This window comes from Caballeronia sp. NCF2 (assembly GCF_023631205.1).
Classification (GTDB): Bacteria; Pseudomonadota; Gammaproteobacteria; order Burkholderiales; family Burkholderiaceae; genus Caballeronia; species Caballeronia zhejiangensis.
This window is the reverse complement of record NZ_JALQDN010000069.1, coordinates 154,108-175,513: the sequence shown is the minus strand read 5'-3', so window position 1 is coordinate 175,513 and position 21,406 is coordinate 154,108. Positions and strand designations below refer to the sequence as shown.

14 protein-coding genes are annotated in these 21,406 nt (G+C 62.9%); 2 read left to right on the top strand and 12 right to left on the bottom strand.

The window, feature by feature from the left end; all coding sequences use genetic code 11:
- Window positions 1–11 precede the first annotated feature (11 nt).
- The 5 genes from NCS02_RS28045 to NCS02_RS28025 all read right to left on the bottom strand — a co-directional run bounded on the left by NCS02_RS28045 (window position 12) and on the right by NCS02_RS28025 (window position 7,178).
- On the bottom strand, window positions 12–1,178 hold the full coding sequence (locus NCS02_RS28045) for a glycosyltransferase family 4 protein (RefSeq protein ID WP_250520216.1): 1,167 nt from the start codon (window positions 1,176–1,178) through the stop codon (window positions 12–14).
- Window positions 1,175–2,245, bottom strand: coding sequence for an SDR family oxidoreductase (locus tag NCS02_RS28040; protein ID WP_250441632.1), 1,071 nt, complete (start codon window positions 2,243–2,245; stop codon window positions 1,175–1,177). The genes NCS02_RS28045 and NCS02_RS28040 overlap by 4 nt, the downstream gene beginning before the upstream one ends.
- The gene (locus NCS02_RS28035; RefSeq protein ID WP_250523377.1) at window positions 2,238–3,449 is read right to left on the bottom strand and encodes a glycosyltransferase family 4 protein; all 1,212 of its coding nucleotides are present in this window, start codon (window positions 3,447–3,449) and stop codon (window positions 2,238–2,240) included. The genes NCS02_RS28040 and NCS02_RS28035 overlap by 8 nt, the downstream gene beginning before the upstream one ends.
- 116 nt (window positions 3,450–3,565) lie before the next feature.
- Window positions 3,566–4,843 carry a Vi polysaccharide biosynthesis UDP-N-acetylglucosamine C-6 dehydrogenase TviB gene (gene tviB / locus NCS02_RS28030; RefSeq protein ID WP_008346170.1) on the bottom strand — a complete coding sequence of 426 codons (1,278 nt, stop codon included), beginning with the start codon at window positions 4,841–4,843 and terminating at the stop codon, window positions 3,566–3,568.
- Window positions 4,844–4,937: 94 nt separating this feature from the next.
- Complete coding sequence (locus NCS02_RS28025) at window positions 4,938–7,178, bottom strand: polysaccharide biosynthesis tyrosine autokinase (protein WP_033536895.1); 2,241 nt, start codon at window positions 7,176–7,178, stop codon at window positions 4,938–4,940.
- Window positions 7,179–7,959: 781 nt separating this feature from the next.
- Here NCS02_RS28025 and NCS02_RS28020 point away from each other — a divergent pair.
- Window positions 7,960–9,093, top strand: coding sequence for an MraY family glycosyltransferase (locus tag NCS02_RS28020; RefSeq protein ID WP_033536894.1), 1,134 nt, complete (start codon window positions 7,960–7,962; stop codon window positions 9,091–9,093).
- A 211-nt stretch (window positions 9,094–9,304) separates the two neighbouring features.
- Here NCS02_RS28020 and asnB read toward each other — a convergent pair whose 3' ends face one another.
- The 6 genes from asnB to NCS02_RS27995 form a co-directional block, all read right to left on the bottom strand.
- Window positions 9,305–11,326: an asparagine synthase (glutamine-hydrolyzing) gene (gene asnB / locus NCS02_RS28015; protein ID WP_008346159.1), complete on the bottom strand. Its 2,022-nt coding sequence runs from the start codon at window positions 11,324–11,326 to the stop codon at window positions 9,305–9,307.
- A gap of 46 nt (window positions 11,327–11,372) precedes the next feature.
- On the bottom strand, window positions 11,373–12,506 hold the full coding sequence (locus tag NCS02_RS28010; RefSeq protein WP_008346158.1) for a glycosyltransferase family 4 protein: 1,134 nt from the start codon (window positions 12,504–12,506) through the stop codon (window positions 11,373–11,375).
- 215 nt (window positions 12,507–12,721) lie between these two features.
- Window positions 12,722–14,056 (bottom strand): glucosamine inositolphosphorylceramide transferase family protein, encoded by a 1,335-nt coding sequence (locus NCS02_RS28005; protein ID WP_175980294.1) that lies wholly within the window; start codon window positions 14,054–14,056, stop codon window positions 12,722–12,724.
- A 999-nt stretch (window positions 14,057–15,055) separates the two neighbouring features.
- Window positions 15,056–15,184, bottom strand: a complete 129-nt coding sequence (locus tag NCS02_RS36355; protein ID WP_275446092.1) for a hypothetical protein — start codon at window positions 15,182–15,184, stop codon at window positions 15,056–15,058.
- 207 nt (window positions 15,185–15,391) lie between these two features.
- Window positions 15,392–16,153 (bottom strand): NUDIX domain-containing protein, encoded by a 762-nt coding sequence (locus NCS02_RS28000; RefSeq protein WP_250520214.1) that lies wholly within the window; start codon window positions 16,151–16,153, stop codon window positions 15,392–15,394.
- 17 nt (window positions 16,154–16,170) lie between these two features.
- Window positions 16,171–18,282, bottom strand: a complete 2,112-nt coding sequence (locus NCS02_RS27995) for a phosphocholine-specific phospholipase C (RefSeq protein ID WP_250520213.1) — start codon at window positions 18,280–18,282, stop codon at window positions 16,171–16,173.
- A gap of 495 nt (window positions 18,283–18,777) precedes the next feature.
- On the opposite strand from NCS02_RS27995, the gene NCS02_RS27990 reads away from it, so the two are divergent.
- Window positions 18,778–19,944 (top strand): YbfB/YjiJ family MFS transporter, encoded by a 1,167-nt coding sequence (locus tag NCS02_RS27990; protein ID WP_250520233.1) that lies wholly within the window; start codon window positions 18,778–18,780, stop codon window positions 19,942–19,944.
- 24 nt (window positions 19,945–19,968) lie between these two features.
- Here NCS02_RS27990 and NCS02_RS27985 read toward each other — a convergent pair whose 3' ends face one another.
- On the bottom strand, window positions 19,969–21,375 hold the full coding sequence (locus tag NCS02_RS27985; RefSeq protein ID WP_008346150.1) for a replication initiation protein: 1,407 nt from the start codon (window positions 21,373–21,375) through the stop codon (window positions 19,969–19,971).
- Window positions 21,376–21,406 lie beyond the last annotated feature (31 nt).

The following is a 21,406-nucleotide window of genomic DNA, read 5'->3' as shown; positions in this document are numbered from 1 at the left end:
GTCGTGGCTCCTCATCGTCCGGCTGCGGGTACGTGGAGTTCCGCGCGACGCGGCACCTTCACGCCCGACTCTTCGAACACTTCCTGCCACAGCGCGATGGTCTTCGACAACGCGAACGTGTCGTTGACCGACGTCGCGCACAGCGCCATGCGATGACGTTCTGCGTCGTCCTTCATCAGCGATTCGAGCGACTTCGCGAGCGCGCTCGCATCGCCGACCGGGTTCACGAGCAGGCCGTTCATGCCGTGCGTGACGATCACGCGCGGACCCGAATCGCAGTCGTAGCTCACGGCCGCGCAGCCGCTCGCCATCGCTTCGACGAGCGTCATCGAGAAGCCCTCGAAGTGCGAACTCAGCACGTAGAGATCGGCGCGCTCGTACCAGTCCGCGACGTTGCCCGCGCGGCCAGGCAGAAACACGCGGCTGCGCAGCTTCGCCTCTTCGACACGGCGTTCGAGACTCGCACGCGCAAGCCCTTCGCCGACGATCACCAGATCCCATTGCGGGAGCGCGCCGGCAATCTTCCTGAACGCATCGATGAGACTGTCGAAACCTTTTTCGGGTGAGAGCCGTCCGACCGCGAGCAACAACTTGCGCCCGTCCTTCACGACGCTTTTCGGCTCGATGATCGGATTCGTTCGCGCGATAGGCAGCGTGAACGGCGGCGGAATCACCTTGACGTCTGTCGCGCGGCAATGCGTTTCGATCCAGTCGCGGGTTTCGTCGGTGAGCGCGACGACCTTGTCCGCGAAGCGATACGTCAAGAGCCGCAGACGCTCCCAGAACGGCGTGAGCGGCGCGCGCGGCGGATGCGTGTGCTCGCTCGCGATGATCTTGTACGGCAGCCCGATGCCCGCAAGCACGGCGAGCACGTTGGCCGTCGCCATGACGCCGAGCGCGACAGTAGGCTTCGTCTCGCGCAACACCTTGCGGAACGCGCGCACGCGCTTCGCGTTCGACAGCAGCGTACGCACGAAGCCGCCGCCCTCGACGCCGCCCGCGAGCCCCAGCTCGATGCGCTTCACGCCCGGATGAAACGGATAGACATCGCCTTCACCGGCTGTCAGCGTGACGACGGTCACTTCCCAGCCGAGCGCCGCCCACTCGTTCGCGAGATTGGCAGTGACGCGTTCAGCGCCGCCGCCGTGCATCGAGTAGATGAAAACGACTATTTTCATGCGGGCCTCGTCGCGAGTTCGGCTTCGACCGGCACGCGGCGCTGCGACAGAAAGCGGATGTACCACGGCATCGCGATCGCGAGTCCGTCGGCGAGCGGAATGGCGCTCGCATAGCCGAGCAGTTGCGCGGCCTTATCGACGTTCGCTTGCGAATGACGCACATCGCCCGCGCGGAACGGCGCATACACCGGGCTGCCTTCGTTGATGACGCCGTTATCCGCGAGCACGCGCTTCAAGCCGTCATAGAGCTGATTGAGCGTCGTGCGATCGCCGACCGCGACGTTGTAGACCTGATTGCGCGCTTGCGGCTCGGAGAGCGCAGCGAGGATGTTCATCTGCACCACGTTGTCGATGAAGCAGAAATCGCGGCTCGTTTCGCCGTCACCGTTGATCGTCACCTGTTCGTCGTCGATGAGCGCGGCCGTCCACTTCGGGATCACGGCCGCATACGCGCCGTCCGGATCCTGGCGCTTGCCGAACACGTTGAAGTAACGCAGACCGATGGCGTTCAACCCGTACGTGCGCGCAAAGACCGAAGCGTACAGCTCGTTGGCGTACTTCGTCACCGCATACGGCGAAAGCGGCTGGCCGATGCGATCCTCGACTTTCGGCAGGCCCGGATGGTCGCCATACGTCGAGCTCGACGCGGCGTAAGTGAAGCTCTCGACTTTCGCGTCGCGCGCGGCGACGAGCATGTTCAGAAAGCCGCTGATGTTGACTTCGTGCGTCGTGATCGGATCGTTCACGGAGCGCGGCACCGAGCCGAGCGCCGCTTCGTGCAGAACGTGCGCGACGCCTGTCACCGCGGTGCGGCAATCGTCGAGATTACGGATATCGCCTTCGATGAAGCGAAAGCGCGCCCATTGCGCGGGCGTCACGAGCGAGCGCACTTCATCGAGATTGCGTTGATGCCCGGTCGCGAAGTTGTCGAGCCCGACGACGTCCTGGTCGAGTTTCAGCAGCGCTTCGAGCAGATTCGAGCCGATGAACCCGGCGACGCCGGTAATGAGCCACTTCTGCGGCGTGCGCGTCAGTTGTTGACGGATCGATTCGTAACGATCAGACATGAAAGTCTCCAAATTTGCCGACGGGCGCGGCGTGTTCGCGGCGCTCGTCTTCGATCGCGATCGAGGGAACCAGCTCGCGATACACGGCGAGCGTCTTCTCGATGACGATGCGTTCGTCGAAATTCTTCAGTGCCTTCTCGCGCGCGGCGAGGCCCAGCTTTCTCGCGAGCGCGCGGTCGTCGTCGAGCTGGCGGATCGCATCGGCGAGCGCGCGTGCATCGCGCACCGGCACTTGCAAACCATCCACGCCCGACTCGCTGACCACTTCGCGGCAGCCCGGCGCGTCCGTCGTGATGAGCGGCAGCGCGCAGCCCGCGGCTTCGATCAGCGCTTTCGGCAAGCCTTCGCGATAGCTCGGCAGCACCATCACATCCACTTCCGTGAAGAGCTTCGGCATGTCGCTCACATGACCGAGCCATTCGACGAGCCCTTCCTTCACCCAGCCCTGCACCATCGCCGTGCTCACCGATGCCGGGTTGCCGTCGTCGGGCGAACCCGCGAGCAGGAAGCGCACGGTGCGATTCTCGCGGCGCAGCATGCGCGCCGCCTCCACATATTCTTCGATGCCCTTGTCCCACACGAGCCGCGCCGCCAGCAGAATGCGCAGCGGCTTGGCCACATCGTCCGGCGACGCCTCGCGCACCTTGAAGCGCGTCAGATCGACGCCCGATCCCTTGATCAGACGAATCGACTGCTTCTCGACGATGCGCGCGGCTTCGAACAGCTTGATGTCGTCCGGATTCTGCAGGACGAGAATGCTGTCGCGGCCGTTCAGCGCCGAGCGCATCACCGTGCGCACGACCGGCTTCAAGATACGCGCTTTCAGATCGCGGCTCGTGAAGACGTAGCCCATCCCCGCGACCGCGTTCACGCGCGCCGGCACGCCTGCGAGCTTGCTCGCGAACGAGCCGTACACCGCGCTCTTGATCGTGAAGCCGTGCACCAGTTGCGGCTTTTCGCGCTGGAAGAAGCGCGCGAGCCAGAGCACGAGCGCCAGTTCGCGCAGCGGATTCAGACTGCGCCGGTTCATCGGCACCGCATGCCAGCGAAAACCCTGATCGCGCAGCTTCGGGCCGTATTCGCCGTCGGGTGACAACAGAATGACTTCGAAACCCGCGTCGCGCAGTTTGCGAGCGAACGAAAGCCGGAAATTAAACAGATACCAATCGGTGTTGGCGTACAGAACTACCTTGGGCATCTTCATTGCGAACTCCGAACGTCCGGTTGACATCGCCGCGGGCAACCCCCGAAATTCCGGGAGCCGAACCGCGGCGATGTTGTGCGACGGCCTGCACCGGTCAATGCCGATGCCACCGAACCTCAGAGACGCATGTCGCTCGCCTCGGGCGGCAGAACGTACTTGAGGTCGCACAGCACGTGCTGCGACTTGCCGTAGGCGTGAATGCCTTCCGCGCCTTCATCGGCGAACTGCTTGTGCGCCACCGCGAGCACGACCGCATCGTAGACGCCCTTGGCCGGCTGATCGATCGGATCGATGCCGTACTCGTGATGCGCCTCTTCCTTCGAGACCCACGGGTCGTACACGTCGACCTGGACGCCGTACTCCTTGAGATCGGCGATGATGTCGACCACGCGCGTGTTGCGCAGGTCCGGGCAGTTCTCCTTGAACGTGAGACCCATGATGAGCACGCGCGCACCCGAAATGGCGATGTCGCGCTTGGTCATCGTCTTCACGAGCTGCGAGACGACATAGTTGCCCATGCTGTCGTTCAGGCGGCGCCCGGCGAGGATGATCTCCGGGTGATAGCCGATCGCCTGCGCCTTGTGCGTCAGGTAATACGGATCCACGCCGATGCAGTGGCCGCCGACGAGGCCCGGGCGGAACGGGATGAAGTTCCATTTCGTGCCGGCCGCGAGCAGCACGGATTCGGTGTCGATGTTCATCTTGTTGAAGATGATCGACAGTTCATTGATCAGCGCAATGTTCACGTCGCGCTGCGTGTTCTCGATCACCTTGGCCGCTTCGGCGACGCGGATGCTGCTCGCCTTGTGCGTGCCGGCCGTGATGATGCCGCGATAGAGCTCGTCGACGAAATCGGCCACTTCGGGCGTCGAGCCGGACGTGACCTTCTTGATGTCCGGCAGGCGGTGCGACTTGTCGCCCGGGTTGATGCGCTCGGGGCTGTAGCCGACGAAGAAGTCTTCGTTGAACTTCAGGCCCGACATCTTTTCGAGCACCGGGACGCACTCTTCTTCGGTCGCGCCGGGATAAACCGTCGATTCATAGATGACGACGTCGCCCTTCTTGAGCACGCTGCCGATGGTCGTCGATGCGCCGATCAGCGGCGACAGGTCCGGACGCTTGTAGTGATCGATCGGTGTCGGCACGGTCGCGATGAACACGGTGCAGCTGCGCAGGTCTTCTACATCGGCGCTGTACTGCATGAAGGTCGCGGAAGCCAGCTCGGCATCGTCGACTTCGAGCGTGACATCGCGCCCTTCGCGCAGCGCGTTGATGCGCGCGCGATTGATATCGAAGCCCACGACGGGATGGCGCTTGCCAAATTCGACGGCGAGCGGCAGGCCAACGTAGCCCAATCCGACAATGCCGAGTTTCAACTCTTGCGGCGAGAACATATTCACTTCTCCTCGTTATGCAACTCAGGACGTTTATTTAGTACTGCTGTTCGATTCGGGGTCCAGCTGAAGCAAATGCCGGATGAGTCAGTCTCTAGTCTTCCTTGTCGGCCTTGTAGGCAGCGTAGGCGTAGCCGCCGTACTGGCGCGCCTGGGCATAGTTGCCGTAGTGCACCTTGAAGCCGTTGAGCAACACGCCGGTGACGCTTGCGCCCGATTGTTCGAGCCGCTTCACGGACTCCGAGATTTCCCCGGAACGCGTATCCCCATAACGCGCAACCAGGAAGATCGAGCCCGCGACGGGCGCCATGATCGCCGTGTCGGACACCGCCAGAATGGCCGGTGCGTCGAGCAGCACGATGTCGTATTCCGCCGATGCGCGATTCACCGATTCCGTGAATGCGTCCGACAAAAGCAGCTCGGCCGGGTCCGGCGGATAGAAGCCGCACTGGACGAAGTCGAGATTGTTCAGCACCGAGCGATGCACGGTCTCTTCGAGCGTGGCCGAACCGTTCACGACATCCACGAGACCCTTGCCGCGCGGCAGGCCGAAGTACTGGTTCAGGTGGCCACGGCGCAGGTCGCAGTCGACGAGCAGTACGCGCTTGCCGCCGGCGGCGAGCAGCGTCGCCAGGTTCGCGGAGACGAACGACTTGCCGATGCCGGGCAGCGGACCCGCGAGCATCACGACGTTGTTCGGCGCATCCATCAACGCGTACTGCAGGGACGAGCGCATCATGCGCAGGCCTTCCACAGCCGGATCGGTCGGGTAACGCGAGGCGAGCGCGAGCTGTTCCGGCTTCTTCTCGGCGATGCGCTTCGCGAGTTCCTTCTGACGCTCGCTGTCCGGAATCGTCGCGAATACCGAAAGACCCGTCTTCGATTCCAGTTCCTTCGGATCGAGCACGCCCTTGAACAGGAAGTCGCGAGCGAACGCCATCACGATGCCGAGGAACAGACCGATACCAGCCGCGATCACGAGCACCAGCGCCTTGACCGGCTTGACGGGACGCTCGGGCACTTCGGCGTGGTCGAGCAGCTCCACCGTCGGCGTGCGGCCGGCTTTGATGAGGCGCATCGTTTCAATGTTGTTGCGCAATGCCGAATAGACGTCGGTGCTCATGCGCACGTCGCGTTGCAAACGAAGCGCGCCCTGCTCGGCCTGCGGCATCGCCTTGACGCGCGCTGCCAGGTCGTTGATGTACTTCTCGGTCGCCGCGATCTGCTGGTCGATCACCACCACGCTCGGGTGCGAGGGCGAGAAGTGCACGGCCAGGTCGGCGCGACGGCGCTTCAGGTCGAGCAACTGCGCATCCGCTTGCGAAGCCTGCTGCATCACGATGCGGCCTTCTTCGTCCGGATTGAACAGCGTGCGGCTGTTGCGATACGCGTTGTAGTTGTCTTCGGCCGTTTCCATCTGACGCTTGGCGTCGGGAAGCTGCTGCTCGAGATATTCGAGCGACTTCTCGGCGTTGATCCCGCGACGATCGGCGTTCTGCTTCACGTACATGCGCGACAGTTCGTTGATCGTCGCCGCCACGAGCACCGGGTCCTTGCCTTCCAGTGTCGTGCTGATGACGCCCGACTTGTTGCCCTGCTCGGCGATCGCCAGCGAATTCTGCAGACGATCGATAGCGGACACGCGCGAGTTACGCGTCAGATCGAATTCGACGCCCTTCTCGCCGTGGATGAAGCCCACGAGCAGCGAGATGGGACCGGCGTCGGTGTCGAAACGCTGCACGCTGCCGACCTGGCCGCCGACGCCCGTTTCGACGCCCGGGCCGCGCACCTGATACTGGCCGTTGCCGAGATAGCGCAGCGTGTATTCCTTGCCTTCGTATTTCTTCGGCACGTCGAACGCGGACACGTCGATCGATTCGGCGCCCCATGCGTAACCGCCGCGGCCGAAGAGACCGGGAGTCGACGTTTCATCGTTCATGCGGGCGACCATGCCCCCGATGATCGGGAAGCGATGCGGCGCTGCCTGGATGTACAGCTTGAGCGCATCGACGACGGGACCGAGCACGAACTTCGATCCGATGACCTGGATCTCGCCTTCGGCCGTCGCACGCTGATCGAACAGCGTGGCCGCGGTCCGAACCATGTCGCGTGAGTCGGCCGGCTGTCCATTGCTCGAGTCGTCGACTCTGACGAGCATGCCGGCCTGATAAATCGGGGCCGAGAAATACGCGTACACCACCCCGATGCTGAAGACGACCGCCACGGTCGCCGCGATCATCTTCCAGTGACGGCCCAGCGTTTCGAGAATCGACGTCAGCTCGATCTCTTTCTCGCTCTCGGCCATTACGGCTGACGCCTGATTTTTAACTTTCATAGAACGTCTCGTTACAGGCTCTTATGGGACCGGCGCGGCAAGCGCACCGGATGCGGATCGAAACACCTGCGGCGCACCCCTAAGGGCGCAAACATCATTTCCTTATTCTTGAATTCAGGCCTGCATTCAGGGCCGTTAAAATCCCGCCCCGGCATTGCAGTCGTATTGAAACACACGACCCAAAAAAAGAGAAATTCCCACAGACGATTTTTGTTGTTTATCGAACCTTTCAGAGCGACCGAGTGTTCGCTTTCCCGCTTTTAAGAATTTAACGAGTATGCGGGCCATTTGAGCAAATCGAAAAGTAGCATAGGCCGCCTTGTTGTATGCGCGGCACCGCACATATAATCGCTATTAATCGAACTGCTAATTCTATGAAGAAAACCGGTTTAGCCTGGGTTCGATTTGCGGACATTTTTTCGCCCGCCGGGACGGGCTCGTCGGGCCTGTTGTGCCGGCAGCGCCGGCCCGCTGGGCTCTAACGCAGGGAAAAACGTACCGGCCCTCACAAGAATATGCGCGCGAAGGTGGGCTTGCGTACGGACAAGGCGCGAATTTCAAAAGCGCGCATTAAGTCCTTTATATGAAATCCGTGTTTTAACGCGCTATTAATTTCGGGTTTGTATGAATAATCGGGGGAAGCCCCAATAAAATCGCAGTAGGCTCGGTTTCACACATTAAAGCGCCATAAATGCGTGGACAATGGCAGGGGTTGTACCTACCATAGGCTTTCGGGTATTGATATTCGAAAAGAGATGCGCCCTCTTCGTGAGTGAAAAAAATGTTAAACCTTGCGCTTGGCTTCATCAGTTCTTTCTGCATGACGCTACTTATAGTTCGATTCGCGGGACGCTACGGGGCGCTTTCCCTGGATCATGATTTGAACGGGGTTCAAAAGAACCATTCTCATCCGGTTCCGCGGGTCGGCGGCATCGCATTGATGGTCGCGGCCTGCGTGACGTTTCCCATCGCCGCGATCTTCGGCGGCAATCCGCGCGACGAGTCCCTTTTGCTGCTGCTTTGCGCAGCGCCCGCATTCGGAAGCGGCGTGATCGAAGACCTGACCAAGCGCGTGAGCGTGCGGGCGCGGCTCCTGAGCGCGATGCTGGCCGCGCTGCTCGGCGCGTTCATTCTCAACGGCGTCGTCGGCCGTGTGGATCTGCCGCTCGTCGATCCGATCCTCGCCGTCACGCCCATTGCGATCGGACTCACCGTGCTCGCGGTCGCCGGCCTCACCAACGCGGTCAATATCATCGACGGTTTCAACGGACTCGCCGCCGTCGTGGCGATTCTGATCTTCGGTTCGATCGGCTATGTCGCGCATGAAGTCGGCGATCTGCTCGTGATGAGCACCGCGCTCACGATGATCGGCGCGATCGGCGGCTTCGCGATCTGGAACTATCCGGCTGCGTCGATTTTTCTCGGTGACGGCGGTGCGTATTTCATCGGCTTCACGATCGCCGAATTGCTCGTGCTGCTGGTCGCGCGGCATCCGAACGTCTGTGCGTGGTATGCAATGGTCGTCGCGATTTATCCGCTTTTCGAAACGCTCTTCTCGATCTACCGCCGCCGGATCGTGCGCGGGCGTCCGGTCGGCGCGCCCGACGGCATCCATCTGCACACGCTCATCTTCAAGCGAGTCGTGCGCAAAGGAACGGACCCGCGTCAGCGTCAGCGCAGAAACGCGCGCACGTCGCCGTATCTGTGGGTGCTGAGCATGATCGGCATCGTGCCCGCGTCGCTCTTCTGGCACAACCCGGTGGTGCTCGCGGTGACGGCGGTCGTGTTCGCGGTGGCGTACGTCTGGCTCTACACGGCGATCGTGCGGTTCAAGACGCCGCGATGGCTCCTCGGCAGTCAGCGGCGCAGCGTCGTTGCCAGCGCGGTTGCCGAGCAGACGACTCATCACAAGTGATCCTGAGCAGTTCGTAGGAACGTAATCACGAAAGGCCCCGGTCGAATCGACCGGGGCTTTTTAGTTTTAGCGATGCAGTCAAGCGGTGAAGCAGCGATGCACTGAAGCCTGAGCAGTGAGGCGCGTGCAATCGACGCATAAAAAAAGGCCTTGATCGCTTCCGATCAAGGCCTTCGTCATTCGAACCGCGTCGAGCGCGGCGCATTCGATATCAGCTTGCGACGCTCGCGAGATCCGCCGTGTGCGACGCGAAGAGCGGGATCGACGATGCCTGCTGGTGCTCGAGCCACTGCTGGAACATCAGCACGTTCCACAACTGACGATGCCAGTTCTGCTCGCCCGACAGATGCTGCTGCCATTTCGCGCGCACCGTGGCGGCGTCGAAGAAGCCCTCGCGACGCAGCCGCGACGCATCGAGCAAGGCCTCCGCCCAGTCGCGCAGCTCGCCGCGCAGCCAGTGCGTGATCGGCACGCCGAAGCCCTGCTTGGGCCGCTCGATCATCGCGCGCGGCACATGGCGATAGAGCACCTGGCGCAGCGCCCATTTGGTCTGTCCGTCGCGCACTTTCATCGATTGCGGCAGACGCCACGCGAACTCCACGACGCGATGATCGAGGAACGGCACGCGCGTTTCGAGCGACACGCCCATCGCGGCGCGATCGACTTTCGTGAGAATGTCGTCGGGTAGATAGGTAATCATGTCGAGCGCCATCATGCGCTGCACGTCGTCGAGGCCGGTGAAGGCCGGCGCATTGCCGGTCATCAGCGTGGGCGGCTGGTATCCGCCGATCACGAGCGCGGCGGGGTCGTTCCATTGCGACATGAGATGCAGATACACCTCGTCGCGCGACTGGCACGACAGCAGTTCCGCGCCCTTGTGCAGCTTGTCGCCGACCTTCACGCCGCGCAGCGACGACGGCAGAATCGGCTCCATCAGGCCCGCCATGCTGTTCCAGCGCTTCGGCGAGATTCCGGCTATACCCGATGCCGCCAGCTTGCGCAACGGCGCCGGCATCATCGTCATCTTGTCCCACATGCCCGGCGCGGTCTTGTAACGCTGATAGCCGCAGAAAAGCTCGTCGCCGGCATCGCCGGACAGCGAGACCGTGACGTGCTGCCGCGCGAGTTGCGAGACGAGGAACGTCGGCACCTGCGACGAATCAGCGAACGGTTCGTCGTATAGCTCCGGCAGACGCGGGATCACATCGAGCGCCTGGCGCGCCGTCACGTACATCTCGGTGTGCTCCGTGCCGAGATGCCTGGAGACGGCCTTCGCGAGCTTGGCTTCGTCGAAATCGCTTTCGTTGAAGCCGATGGTGAAGGTCTTCACCGGACGCGACGACTGCTTCTGCATCAGCGCGACGATCGTGGACGAATCCACGCCGCCCGACAGAAACGCGCCGAGGGGCACGTCGGAAAGCATCTGCTGACGGATCGCGTCCGTGAGCAGATGCTCGAGTTCATCGACGGCGTCTTCGGCGCTGCCCGCGAAACCGCGTGCGGATCCGTTAACCGCCGCATCGACGCCCGACCAGTACGACCACACGCGCGGCTCGCGCCGTTCGAGCGAGACGGTGAGCATCTTGCCCGGTTCGAGCTTGCGGATGCCCTCGAAAATGGAATACGGCGACGGCACGCAGCCGTGGCGGATTTGCAGTGTCAACGCGCCGCGATCGACGTTGTTCTCGAACGCGGGATGCTCGCGCAGCCCTTTGAGCTCGGAGCCGAACAGGAACGCGGCTTCCTCGCCCTGCCCTTGCCAGCCGTAGTAGAGCGGCTTTTCGCCGAGCCGGTCGCGCGCGAGCGTGAGCTGGCATTCCTGCCGGTCCCACACCGCGAACGCGAACATGCCGACCGCGCGCTCTATCGTCGCCTGGATGCCCCACGCATCGAAGCCCGCGACGAGCGTCTCGGTGTCGGAGCTGCCGCGCCACGCCGGCGCGCGTTGCGTGTCTTCGAGCTCGTCGCGCAGATCGAGATGGTTGTAGATCTCGCCATTGAACGCGATGACATATCGCCCGCTGCCCGACGCCATCGGCTGATGTCCCGCCGACGACAGATCGATGATCGCCAGCCGCCGATGACCCAGCGCGATGCCGCGCAAATCATCGGTCCAGTCGCCCGCGTCGTCGGGGCCGCGATAGGCGATGGCGAGCGCCATCTTCCGCACCGTTGTCTTCGAGTCGCCCGCGCCGAAGCCGCGTCCACCCAGAAAGCCGACGATACCGCACATATTGGTTCTCCTTACGATCCGGCCATAGGCCGCGCTTATGCGATGCTCATTTCTCTTCGACGAGCCGCAGGTAGATATCTTCGAAACGCTCGCGCGCGCGCATCATCGTGAATTCGGCGTGGATGCGCGCTTTCGCCATCTGACCGAGACGAAGGCGCTCGTCGGGTTTCATGTCGACGATGCGATCGAGTCCCGCCGCGAGCGCGTCGCTGTTTTCCTTCTCGACGACCACGCCCGTATTCGCGACGAGCATGGCCGCGTCGCCCACGTCGGTGACGACGCACGGAAGCGCCATCGCCATCGCTTCGCCGACGACATTCGGAAATCCTTCGGTGCGCGACGACAGGCAGAACACATCCATCGCCGACAGGCACGCGGGCACGTCGCGCCGCTCGCCGAGCAGCACGAAGCGCGATGCGAATCCCGTCTGCGCGATCCAGTCCGCGAGCTCGCGATTGTTCGCGTCGAGATCGCGGCCGACGAGCATGAAGCGCACATCGGGATGACGCGCGGCCAGCATGCCCGCCGCGCGCACGAAATTCTGGTGATCCTTCACCGGATGAAAGCGTCCGAGCACGCCGACGACGACGTCGCGCTCGCCGAATCCGCATTGCTCGCGGATCGCGCTGCGTTGCTCCGGCGTGGCGCACAGGCGCGCGACGTCGAAGCCGTTCGGCACGACCATCATGCGGCTCGCGTCGTAGCCGACCGACACATGCGCGCGGCGCGACGCCTCGGCCGCGCAGACGATCGTCTGCGGCACGTAGTACGACAGCCACGCGCAAATCTTGCGCAGCAGCACGGTCACGCGCGAGCCGCCCGATCGGACATCGGTGGTGCGCACGCCCCAGACGATGCGCTTGTGCGCCGCGATCCGTCCGGCGAGCCCGCCGAGAAAGTCGGCGTGATACATCCACGTCTGAATGATGTCGGGGCGTTCTTCGCGGATCAGTTTCACGAGGCGCATCAACGCGCGCGGAAAGCCGAGCGGGGATTTCATGCCGAGGCTATGAACGTCGATGCCGCGCGCGGCGAGTTCTTCGCCGATCTTGCCGGTGGTCGTCAGCGAGCAGACGACGTGACGAAATCGCGGATCTTCGATGTGCGACTCGATGAGGCGCTGAAGCATACGTTCAGCGCCGTCCGCATTGAGCGCAACGATGACATGGAGAAGCTTCATGGTCCCGGCTGCCGTTTTTCTACGATGGGCCCGTCTCCAGGCAACCGACGCGCGCGTCGCTGGCGGCAATGCTTGTACTGACGGGTGTGTTTTATGACGATGGGCTGCCTCGCCGGGGCACGCTCCGGCGAGTCATCAATGTAAGCCGGCGCGGTGGCACGCACTGTGCGACGTGCCACACGCCGGTTCTCCTGTCCGCGCGCGTCCTGCGGGCGTCAGGCGCGCCTCATCGCACCGCGCCACGGATTCCATTTGCGAAGCTGCGTCTTGAGATCGATGACCGTGATCCCGCCGACCGCATTCCACGTATGCAACCCCTGATGACCGCGCGGCGGCGTGCGAACCGACACCGTGCGCTCGGCATAGGTCGTCGTCGTGAGCTCGGTGATCTCGCGGAACGTCAGCGCCGCGCCGTATTCGCGCTCGCAATTCTGCGCGGGGCGAATCAGGCGGTTCTGGCCGTCCTTGAACAGGTTGCCCGCCATGCGCGCGAGGCGGCAGTCGGAAACGACCGGGTTCATCGGATGCGCGGTCCATTCGCCGAACGGGCTGTCGGAATAGAAAATCGACAGTTCGTCCCAGTTCGATCCGCCGTCCTCCGTCATGCTCGTGAACATCCACCATGTCTTGCCGTCGTGATGGAGCGTCGTATCGGCGGCGACGACATCGCGCATGATCACCTTGTGCAGCACCCATTCCGTCGGGAACGACGCCGCGCGGTACATCTCGATCGTGCGGTTGCCACAGGTCTCCGGAATCATGAAGACCTCGCCCTCATGCTCGAAGAGGAACGGATACGACAGGTGATAGTTCTTGTCGAGCACGACGCGCGGCGTCTCTTGCCAAGTCTGCGTGGCCGGATCGAACGCGATATGGCTGATCGTGCCGCGATTCGTGTCGTAGGGCAGGCTTTCGAAGAACAGGTGATAGTCGCCGTTCTTGCCGCGCCAGAGGAACGGATCGGCATGGAACTGCGACGTCATGCCGGGAAGCGTCACCCAGTTGCGGCTTTCGTCGCCGTCCGCGGACGGGGCATCGGTGCGCCGATACGCCAGGACCCAGTGTCCGCGCTGAACCAGCAGCTTGAGCGGCTGATTCAGCACTTTGCGGCCGAGATGGCGCAGCGCGAAGCACGCCGAAGTGAAACCCGACAGACGCGCGGGCCGAGCCTTCGGCTTGACGAGCGGAAGATCGCGCAGCGGCGGGTTCGCGTCGAGCCGCTTCTGCGCCCGGTCGACGAGAACGGCGACGCGCTGCAGGCTCGTCTGCAACGACTTCAGGAAGAAAAGCTTCTCCGGTATCGCGACATACGACTCGGCGAGCAGTCGCATTTCGCCGGAGTCGGGGGACTTCCAGACGGCCTGGATATGTGGCGTTCGGCACTGAAGCAGCGCTTTCCACAGCGCCTCGATGTTCTCGTGGCCGTCGTACAGGACGGTGATTGGAGCACGAACGTGAGCGCGTCGCGGTGTCTCTTCGGGGTCGCCGTAGAGCCGCTTCTCGATGCGCGTCCACCATTCAAGCACGGAAGGATATGCGGGTTGCGCCATTTTCTTTTCCCTCAGACAGCAGCGGATTCGCCAGTCGATAGAATTGAAATCTTTAGCTAAGCGCTTAACTGTCTTTTATAAGTGTTGTGTTCCGGCGCTTTCGAAATGATGAACCTACATTCCATGATGATGCCGGCGAAGAAAGACTAGAGTCTGGGGCACGTGACTGCGGTGCGCTATCGCACACAGTTGCGACAGCTAAATAATGCGAGGGATTTTGAACGGCTGTGCCGGAATGGCTGCGCAGTGCGATGGCCGGCACGCCTGGCGCTGGCCACGGGCCGATACGGAGGGAGACCTAACTTGTTGGCGGATCAGGAAATTTTGTCGCGGATCAAGGCTCGTCGCGGCGCACGGCGACCTCGCGCCTGCGATACCACGTAGGCCGCTTATGAGCCGGCTTGCTCATTTCATCTGCCTTATGTTTGGAAGAAGGCGAAAAGATAATTTCGAACACGGCCAGCAAAGCGAGGCCGATTATTGCGAAAAAAACAATTGCGCCTATAACACCGCCTACAGACATGCTTCCTCCGCGCTCGTACGCGTTGAATCAAGCATTAGATAAAACCTGCCGCTGAAAGTTTTGGCCGAATGAAATTTTGATTTATTCGCGGATTATATCACATCGGAAATCGGCCAATTTCCGCGTGACGGACCTATGTGGATGATTTTCGGACGGATGCGGCCCGCGCAAATCCCTGAACAAAAGGGTGAAAGCGCATCTTTTCCGTGGACCGCTCGCCGGGCAGCGCGGCCGCGCGGGCGGTCGAACGGCATAGTGCGGCGCGGGCCGGGGACGCGCATCGACCGCTGCGACGCGAAGGCCGGCGCGATTTATTCGGAGACCGATGCAGAGCGTATTACACGTCGAGATGCGGATTTCGAAAGACAACGGCGCGTCATTCGAATGCGCGCGTCGATATTCCCGATTTGCCGCCAGTCGTCTCGCCTATTTGACCGACGATTAACCGATCATTTCAGCAAGTAAGAAAGCGCGTTTCACGCGAGCCCCTCTTTTTCCGCGGGTTTGTCGGACGTTGTCAAGAGAATGTCCGCTACCGCCAATAAGGAAAGGCCGACCACCGCCACGAACCCGACGGTTCCGGCGAATAGGCTGACGAGCTTCATGGTTTCCTCCGCCAGTCAAAGGGCGAATGCTTCCGTTGCTCAAGCTGCCGGTCGCGTCCGACGATACTCGCCGGTGCGCCTGGCAACCGTCCCAACGCTAGCATAGGCATAAGTTCGCCGGAAAAGTATTCATTTCGTGGCGAAACAGGTGCCTTCGCGATTTGCGCAGACGAAAAAAGCCTCGATGCGACCGATCGGCGACCCGATTCAGCGCCCGCGCCTGCCGGCGCCGGCCGTCATGGCCGCATCGGCGTCGCCGTTTTTCCACGCGTGCCGCGCCGGCTCCCGGCTGCCGCCCATCGCGCGGGTCAGGATCGCGCGTGTGCCAGGCGTCGCACTGACTTGCGCGAGTTGAGGCGCATCGATCCACAGCAACTCATGGAATCGCGCGCCGGCTTTCGGCCGCAGATGCACCTCGTCCGGTATCGCAATGCGAAAAACATGATGCAGATGATGCGCCGACGCCTGCTGAAACAGAAACGCCGCAGCGCTCGCCTCGACGCCGGTGTCTTCGTGCAGCGCTCGGATCGCTGCAACAATCGTCAATTCGTCGTATGCCACCGCTGCGCCCGGCAGAAGCCACGGTCCGCCACGCTCCCGGACCAGCAGCACTGACTGGCGACGAACCAGCAGCACGGTTGCTCGTTCTCTCATCCCCGTCTCCGTGTTGCACCCCAATTCGTTATTTGGATCGATGCTGCGATACGGCGCGCGGCGTGCCATTTTGATTTCACCGTCGCGTCGAACCTGAGCGTGAATTGACGTGCACGTTCGATCTTCACAGGCTTTGTCGCGCTTCGCAATGCGTGATGTCCCACGTATGTGCGCTGCACGACGAGGCTGGCCGGCAAAAAATGCCCGCCTTTGCGAGACTTTGGGAGTGGACTCGAGCTGCGGAGTTCCGCTGGACTGGCGGATGGCGGAGGAAAAGTCGACGCGGCCGCGCGGGTCGATGCGCGCGGCCGGCAATGCCCGACGCGATCGCGTCAGGCGCCGAACGCCGGATCGCTCATGCTGTCGCGCCCGGTTTCGACGTGACCCGCGAGACGGCGCAGGAACGCGGAATCGGTGTCGACCGTGACTTCGATGTCATACCAGCCGTGCGCGTCGCGCAGATCGACGTAGAGCTGCTCCGTGTCGCCGCCCCGCACGCGCCGCGTGATCGTCTTCGACGGATCGTAGGCATTCTTCACGCTGAAGGTGCATGCCGCGGTTCCGCGGTTCGCGAGCCGCAGTTGCAGGTTGCCGTTGGCGACGTCGTAGCCTTCGGCGACATCCGGCGCGGCCTGCTCGCGCGACCACCAGTGCGACTGCGCGCTCGCCTTGCCCGCGATCCGCCGCAGAAAGCCGTTCGGGCCGTGCACGACGAAATCGAAACTGCCGTCCGCGTTCGCCGCGACGCTGTCCGCGAGACGCTTGCGCGCTTCGACCGTATAGGTGCGAGGCGCATCCGCGCTCGCATTGCGATACAGCAGAAAGACCGCGCCCGCGCGTCCGGTGTTGACGAAGTCGAACGAGACGGCGTCCTTCGACGCATCCGGGCGCGCGCGCACGAAAAGCTCGTACGGCAACGCGCGCGCGGCGCGCACGCCGGACTCCTGCTTCGGCAGCGCCTGCGCGGCGGGCGGGACAGGCACATAGTCGGGATGGCGCTGCTTGTCGGGCGGAACGTAGCCGCTCGTCGCCGGCAGCGTCGGCATCGCGCTATTCGGATTGCGGAAGTCGAACGCGGACGTCAGATCGCCGCAAATCGCGCGACGCCACGGCGAGATGTTCGGCTCGGCGAGGTTGTGCGCGCGCCCGAAGCGTTTCTGGATGAAGCGGATCACCGAGGTATGGTCGAAGGTTTCGGAGCATACCCAGCCGCCTTTGGACCAAGGCGACACGACGAGCATCGGCACGCGCGCGCCCAGGCCGTAGGGGCCGCTCGCGTATTTCGCGCTGCCCGGAAAGATCTCCGCGCTGGTATCGACCGTCGAAAGACCGTTCGCGCTCGACGTCGGCGGAAACGGCGGGACGAGGTGATCGAAGAAGCCGTCGTTTTCGTCGTAGTTGATGAGCAGCGCCGTTTTGCTCCACAAATCCGGATTCGACGTCAGCACCTGCAACACCTGATCGATATACCAGGCGCCGTAGTTCGCGGGCCAGTTCGGGTGCTCGGAAAACGCCTCGGGCGCGACGATCCACGAGACTTGCGGCAGCGTGCCCGCCGCCACATCGCGCTTCAGGATCGAAAAGTAGTCGTCGCCGGCGACCGCGTTCGTGCCGCGACGCGCCTTTTCATACAGCGGACTGCCGGGCTGCGCATTCTGATACTGCTTGAAATACAGCAGCGAATTGTCGCCATAGTTGCCGATGTACGCGTCGTCGGTCCAGCCCCACGAATTCTTCGCGTCGAGCCCCGTGCCGATGTCCTGATAGATCTTCCACGAGATGCCCGCGCGCTCCAGCACTTCGGGGAACGTGGACCAGCCGTAGCCGGCTTCCGCGTTATCGACGACCGGGCCGCCGCCGGTGCCGTCGTTGCCGACATAGCCCGTCCACATGTAGTAGCGGTTCGGATCGGTCGATGTGTTCGTCGAGCAGTGATACGCGTCGCAGATCGTGAAGGCGTCGGCGAGCTGATAGTGGAACGGGATGTCGTCGCGCTGCAGATACGCCATCGTCGTCGTGCCCTTGAACGGCACCCATTGGTCATAGCGGCCGTCGTGGAACGCGCCCTTCCCGTCCGTCCATCCGTGCGGCAAATCCTGCAGGAACTGCAGGCCGAGATTCGCGGCGTCCGGGTGGAACGGCAGCACTTCGCCCGCACCGGACGCGATCGGCTGATTGAACACCGGCTTGCCGTTGGGCAGCGTCACGGCGGTCTTGTCGCCGAAGCCGCGCACGCCGCGCATGGTGCCGAAGTAGTGATCGAACGAGCGGTTCTCCTGCATCAGCACGACGATGTGCTCGATGTCCTCGATCGATCCATGACGGTTGTTCGCGGGAATCGCGAGCGCCTGGCGAATGCCGAGCGGCATCACGTTCAGTGCGGCGGTCGCGCCTGCCGCCTGGGCGGCCGCGCGCAGAATGTCACGACGGTTCGTGTTTTTCATTCGTTTTGCGGGGAAGTAAATGGATGGGTCAGTCAACCGTGTGAATCACCGGTGTCGCGAGCGGTTCCGACGCGGCTCGCGCTATCGCGGGCTGCGCCGCTTCATCGGATGCGCCTCCTGTGGCCTGTTTCGCCCAATTCTGAAGCTCGCTCGTCGCGGATGGGCCGGATGTCGCGGATGTTTCGGACGATACGTCGCGCGTGAGCCCGGCGGAGGCCGATGATTCCGTGTCCCGCTCGCCGCAACCGCAAACGATTGCACTGGCGCAAACGACGAGACACGCCACGAGCGCGTGACGGCATGCAACAGTGGACATCGGGTTCTCCGGCTTCGGTCGCAGATCGATACAGCGCTGCGAAGCTTAGCCACGGCTTGTGTAAGCAATATGACCGGTCCGCGATACCATAGGCCGCGTATCGACAACAGGACGAAAAGAGCGTGATACAGCGTGACGATGCAAACGGGGAACTTCGCAGACAGGCGCTTCTGCTCGCGATGGCGCTATCGCTCGGCAGCGCCATCGCGCTCGGGCTCGGGCGCTTCTCCTACGCGCTGCTGCTTCCGCCGATGCGGCTCGACCTCGCGTGGAACTTCGCCCAGGCTGGCGCGATGAATACGGCGAATGCGTTCGGCTACCTGCTCGGCGCACTCGCGTTCTCACGATTGTCGATGCGCGCGCCGTCGCGCACGCTGTTCGTCGCGGGCTGCGCGCTCACCGTCGTCCTGATGGCGGCGAGCGGCACGACGACCGATACCGACGCCCTGCTCACGTTACGCGTCGCGACGGGAATCGGCAGCGCGCTCGTCTTCGTGAGCGGCGGCGTGCTGGCGGCACGGCTCGCATCGATGTCGCCGCGCGACGCCGGACTCGTCATCGGCTTGTATTACGGCGGCACGGGCTGGGGCATCGTGATCTCGTCGATACTCGTTCCGCTGACGGTCCTGCCGGTCGCGCACGGCTGGCGCGTCGCGTGGTTCGCGCTCGCCGCGGGTTGCGCGGCGTGTTCCGGCGCCGCCGTCTGGGCCGCGCGGCGTATCGAATCCGCGCAGCCTGTTTCGGCGACGCGTCAAGGTACGGACAGCGCCGCGGGCGCGCCGGTTCGGCGGCGGCGTTTCGCGCTCGCGCTCGCCGGATACGGGTGCTTCGGTATCGGCTATATCGGCTACATGACGTTCATCGTCGCCCTGCTTCGCAACGCAGGCATGAGCGCGGCGGTCGTGATCGGCTTTTATATCCTGCTGGGCGTGGCGACGGTCGTATCGGCGCGGATGTGGTCCGGGCTGCTCGATCGCATGCGCGGCGGTCAGGCGCTCGCGATCCTCAACGGACTGCTCGCCGCCGCAACGCTCATTCCCGCGATGTTCGCGCATCCGCTGGCGGCGTTCGTCTCGGGTACGTTGTTCGGCGCGACGTTTTTATCGGCGGTGGCATCGACGACGGCTTTCGTGCGGCACAATCTGCCGGCGAATCAGTGGCCGCGTGGGATCAACGCGTTCACGATCGTGTTCGCGCTGGGCCAGATCGTCGGTCCGGTCGTGATCGGACGGGTGTCGGACAGCGCCGGGCTCACTCGCGGACTCGTTTATTCGGCGCTCGTGCTGGCTGCCGGCGCGGTGCTCGCGGGCTGTCAGAAAACCTTGCTGAATAGACAGGATGCCTGAGAAATTCTCGACCCTTCGCGCAGATCAGATTCGGTTGCCCGCACGCGCCTTCTTCATCTTCGCGTAGACATGCGAGCAGAAGGCGTCGGCGACCACGCGATTGACGGTGAGAATGTTGTCGGCGCTCAGGCTCTCGCGTGAAACGCCCTGCTTCTCGATGAGCCGCTGCGGAATCAGCTGGCTCACGAACGAGTGACACAGTTCCTTGCGTGCCGGCGCATCGACGGATTCGAAGTACTCGCGGCCGGCGCGGATCTCCTCGCTCATCTTGGCTTTGGCCGTATCGTTCTGAACCTGAATGCTGGCTTCAAGATGCGCCTGCGCCGTATCGCGCGAACGGCGGTCCTTCTTGTCGTCCTCGAGTTGCTTCGCCTTGATCGACGCCATCTTCCGGTCCGCTTCGCCGATGCGGTAATTTCCTTCCAGCGCCTTGAACAGATAGCCGCGCGGGCTGACCGTCACCTTGCCTTCGTTGAGCTTGTATCGCGTGTATTCGATCGCCTGTTCGAGCCGCTCGTCGGTCCACACGTCGCGCCGCTTCGCGAGGCGCTCGAAGTCGGGGGTATCGAAAGCGAATTCGTTGTGCAGAAGCAGATACATCGAATCCTGAATGCCGGCGCGCGCCGCGTCGGCGCCCTGCTTCTTCGTGAAGCGGAAACGGATTTTCAGCTTGTCCGCCGGAACGCGATCGGCATTGGGCTCCCAGCTGACATCGAAATCGGAGACTTCGTTGAGCTGGTCGATGGCGGGCTCGAGGAACCGCTTCTTGAATTCCTTCACTTCCTTGCGCGATTCGCCGACCTTGCCGGGCCATTCGAGCACGTCTTCGAATGCGAACCACTCGGTCACGCCGTGGCCTTCGCACGGAATGAGGCGGTCGTAAATCGCGCGGGCGAGCGAAAGCGAAAAAGCCGTCGATGCGCGCAGGCTCAGCCAATGCGCCTTGTACGGGCTGATCAGATATTTGATGACCCGCCCGGCAAGCAGGACGCACACGACGTTGCGCTCGATGTAGCAGTCACCCAGCAAACTGATGGTGCCCCACGAGTCCTTCTCGGTCAGTTCCTCGATCGACGGCGCGGTCATGATCTCGACGCGCGCCCGGGCCGCGGCTCGCATCTGCGCGATCAGATGACTGTGGTTGCGGCTGTCGTAGCGCATCAACCACTTGAAGTAGTTGACGTCGGCCGTGAACGTATAGACCTTGTCGTCGATGAGTTCTTCGGGCGCCTTCGTCGCAACGATGAAGTACGCCGCATCGAGCACGCGCCGCGCGGCGATGCCCAATCCGCCGACCCGCGTGAAGATGTTGTTGCGCAGGAAACCGATGTCCCTCGTCGACTCGCAGATCGCCGATCCCTGCGCGGACATGTCTTCGTAGATGTCCAGCGCCAACTGCTGCGGTGTGACAGTGAGGTCTTGGTTTTCCATGCTTCCGATTCGGCTTCGATCCCCGGCACTC